Origin of the sequence: Mesorhizobium sp. M7A.F.Ca.US.005.03.2.1 (genome assembly GCF_003997795.1) — a bacterium.
GTDB lineage: Bacteria > Pseudomonadota > Alphaproteobacteria > Rhizobiales > Rhizobiaceae > Mesorhizobium > Mesorhizobium ciceri.
This window is the reverse complement of record NZ_RZRP01000713.1, coordinates 1-3,301: the sequence shown is the minus strand read 5'-3', so window position 1 is coordinate 3,301 and position 3,301 is coordinate 1. Positions and strand designations below refer to the sequence as shown.

The following is a 3,301-nucleotide window of genomic DNA, read 5'->3' as shown; positions in this document are numbered from 1 at the left end:
ACCTCGAAGGGGTCGATGCCGTCATCCACCTGGCGGCTCTTTCCAATGATCCGCTGTCCGACCTTGATCCGGACATCACTTACGAAATCAACTACAAGGGCAGCGTCCGCTTCGCGAAGGCGGCCAAGGACGCCGGCGTGTCGCGCTTCCTGTTCGCCTCATCATGCAGCAATTACGGACAGGCCGGCGACGGGATGGTGGACGAAACGGGCGAACTGAAGCCGGTCACGCCCTACGGCTGGTCCAAGGTGCTTTCCGAACGGGACATTTCTGAACTGGCCGACAGCAGCTTCTCTCCCACCTATTTCCGTCCCGCCACGGCCTATGGCCTCTCTCCCCGGCTCCGCTTCGACATCGTGCTGAACAATCTCGTGGCCTGGGCGGTCACCAAGGGCGTCATCCTGCTGAAATCCGATGGAACGCCGTGGCGGCCGATCGTCCATATCGAGGACATTTCCAGGGCGTTCATTGCCGGGCTGGAAGCGCCCCGCGAGACCATTCACAACGAGGCCTTCAATGTGGGGCAGACGGGCCACAACTACAGGATCCGCGACATCGCCGAGATTGTCGCCGAGGTCGTGCCGGGCTGCCGGCTTGAGTTCGCGTCCGATGCCGGACCCGACAAGCGCTCCTATCGCGTTAACTTCGACAAGATCGCGCTTGCCCTTCCTGCCTTCAAGCCGCAATGGGATGCGCGCAAAGGGGCCGAGCAGCTCTATCATGCCTACCGAAAGTCGAATGTCACTCTCGACGAATTCGAGGGGCCGCGCTTCCAGCGTATCGGCCACATCCGGTATCTTTTGGCCAACGGACTTCTGGACGGTCGGATGCGGGTCGCCGAAGCCTCGAAAAGACTGGAGGTAGCGGCGGGATAAGCGGTGTGGAACAGGTGAATCCCGGCGGACTCGGCTCGCCGCCAGCGTCCGTCAGCCTCGGCCAGGAAATCTATGCCTTGGCCGAACGTCTGTTTCCGATCTGCAGGAGCATCACCGGAGATGGTGTGCGACAAACGCTGGACGTCTTGTCGGGGCACATCGATTTGGAACGGCATGAAGTGCCGACCGGGACACAGGTTTTCGATTGGACCATTCCCAAGGAATGGAACATCCGCTCGGCAAGCATCACAGGCCCGGACGGACAAACGGTCGTGGATTTCGCTGACTCCAACCTGCACATCGTCAACTACAGCGTACCCTTCAAGGGGATACTGCCGCTCGAAGAATTGAGGCCGCATATCCATACGCTGCCGGAACAACCGAAGGTGATTCCCTACCGCACTTCCTATTACACCCCGACATGGGGCTTCTGCGCAGCCCATGACCGTGTGGCCAACATGCCCGACGGTCTCTATCGGGTGGAGATCGATGCCGAATTCAAAGACGGCAGCCTCGCCTACGGAGAATACTTGCACCGCGGGCAAACAGAACGGGAATTCCTGCTTTCGGCGCACATTTGCCATCCCTCACTCGCCAACGACAACTGTTCGGGCCTGGCCCTGCTGGCAGCGCTCGCAAGAAGCCTGAAGGCAAGGGAAACACGATACAGCTATCGCTTCCTGTTCGCCCCGGGCACCATCGGCGCGCTCGCGTGGCTGTCGCGCAACGAGGACCGGACATGTCTCATCGACCATGGTCTGGTGCTGTCATGCGTTGGTGACGCAGGAAGCCCGGCATACAAGCGCAGCCGCCGCGGTGACGCGCTCGTCGATCGCGCCATGGCACACGTGCTCGGGCGTCTAGCTGGGGCAAAGATGCTGGATTTCTCCCCTTACGGTTATGACGAGAGGCAATATTGCTCGCCGGGCTTCGATCTTCCGGTCGGCATGTTCCAGCGGAGCGTCCACGGCACATTCCCCGAATACCACACGTCGGCCGACAATCTTGACTTCATCAGGCCGGAGCATCTCGAGGATTCCTTCCGCATCCTGACGGACGTAATCGACATCATCGAAGAGGACTGGACGCCGTTGAACCTCTTGCCTAAAGGCGAACCGCAACTCGGCAAGCGCGGCCTCTATGCAGCCCTGGGAGGGCAGAAGTCGTCGGGCGCAACGTCGATGTCGCTGCTTTGGGTGCTAAACCTTGCCGACGGGCAGCATTCGCTTCTGAGCATGGCGGAGCGTTCGAACCTGCCGTTCAAGGAACTCGCCGCCGCCGCCAGACTGTTATCGGGACATGGTCTTTTGGCAGCAGCCTCATGAGGCCGAGGCGCCGGTTCGCCGTCTGACAAGGGGCCAGGACTTGTCCCTTTCCGACATTGCTGTCGGCATCAATGGCCAGCGGATCGAAAAGGCCGGGTCATTGTAGAGGACGCCCGTCGACGCGTGGGGCGCATAGAACTGCGATATGAGATAAGAGACCTCGGTGCCGTCCGTAAGGGTCTGCAGGCCGTGCGCGAATCCGGCGGGGATATAGACCTGCTTCATGTTCTCGGATGTCAGCTCGAAGCCAAGCCACTTGTAGCGTGTCGGTGAATTCGGGCGCAGGTCCACGACGACATCAAAAATAGCGCCGCGGACACAGGAGACCAGCTTGACCTCGGCGTAAGGCTCCTCTTGGTAGTGTAGCCCCCTGAGAGTTCCCTTTTGGACCGAACAGGACCGGCTGTGCTGGACAAATCGGGTCGCCAGACCGCAATCCGCCATCTCCTTTTCGCAGAAAAGACGGGTGAAAAAACCACGGTCGTCAACCATCAGTGTAGGCTCGATCAGCCAGACACCTTGAAGCTCCGTTTCGGTAAACAGCATGCACTTGGATCCCCCGTGCCGAGCAAGACCGGCGCGGCAATTGTCAGCGTCGCCAGCCGACGCTGGAAGGGCTACCTAAGCCTTAGGTGGCCTCTTCGATAGCGGTATATCCGGATGACGGCTTTACCCGTTCGGCGGGCCTCGCGCCGGCATTGCCGCCGCCCGCTCGCTATTAGGATTAAGGCACCCGACGGATTGGCAAATCGAACCAGGGGGGGCTGTATCCTAACCTGTGGCCATCTGCCTGCGGAGGCGCGGCAGGCATCGGTTCTGCGTAGCGCACCGCGTCTCCGTTTTCTAACCAGCAGACAGGAGCAGGGGGAATGAACATTCAGGCAGTCGAAATCGTCCGCGATCATAGTGCGGCAAGCCGGAATGTCGGCTGCAGGCTCTGCGGGTCGCGCCTGCGCCACACCCTGGTCGATCTTGGCATGTCGCCGCCGTGCGAGAGGTTCCTGCAGCCCGACCAGCTCGACCAGATGGAACCTTACTACCCGCTCAACGTGCTTGTCTGCGACACGTGCTATCTGGTGCAGCTCAAGGAGTATATGAGCC

General features: G+C 60.5%; 3 protein-coding genes and 1 pseudogene. 3 read left to right on the top strand and 1 reads right to left on the bottom strand.

The annotated features are described in order from the left end of the window. The coding region (locus EN991_RS28875) for an SDR family oxidoreductase (RefSeq protein WP_164769436.1) at nucleotides 1-875 on the top strand (875 nt) is incomplete at its 5' end. Between the two features lie 14 nt (nucleotides 876-889). Further along, nucleotides 890-2,200, top strand: a complete 1,311-nt coding sequence (locus EN991_RS28870) for a DUF4910 domain-containing protein (RefSeq protein ID WP_064994814.1) — start codon at nucleotides 890-892, stop codon at nucleotides 2,198-2,200. Here the strand turns inward: EN991_RS28870 and rfbC are convergent. Then, nucleotides 2,195-2,746, bottom strand: a complete 552-nt coding sequence (gene rfbC / locus EN991_RS28865) for a dTDP-4-dehydrorhamnose 3,5-epimerase (RefSeq protein WP_024505404.1) — start codon at nucleotides 2,744-2,746, stop codon at nucleotides 2,195-2,197. The two genes, EN991_RS28870 and rfbC, sit on opposite strands and share 6 nt — an antisense overlap. Nucleotides 2,747-3,069: 323 nt before the next feature. Here rfbC and EN991_RS28860 point away from each other — a divergent pair. Further along, nucleotides 3,070-3,301: pseudogene (locus EN991_RS28860) on the top strand (SAM-dependent methyltransferase); the annotation flags it as partial.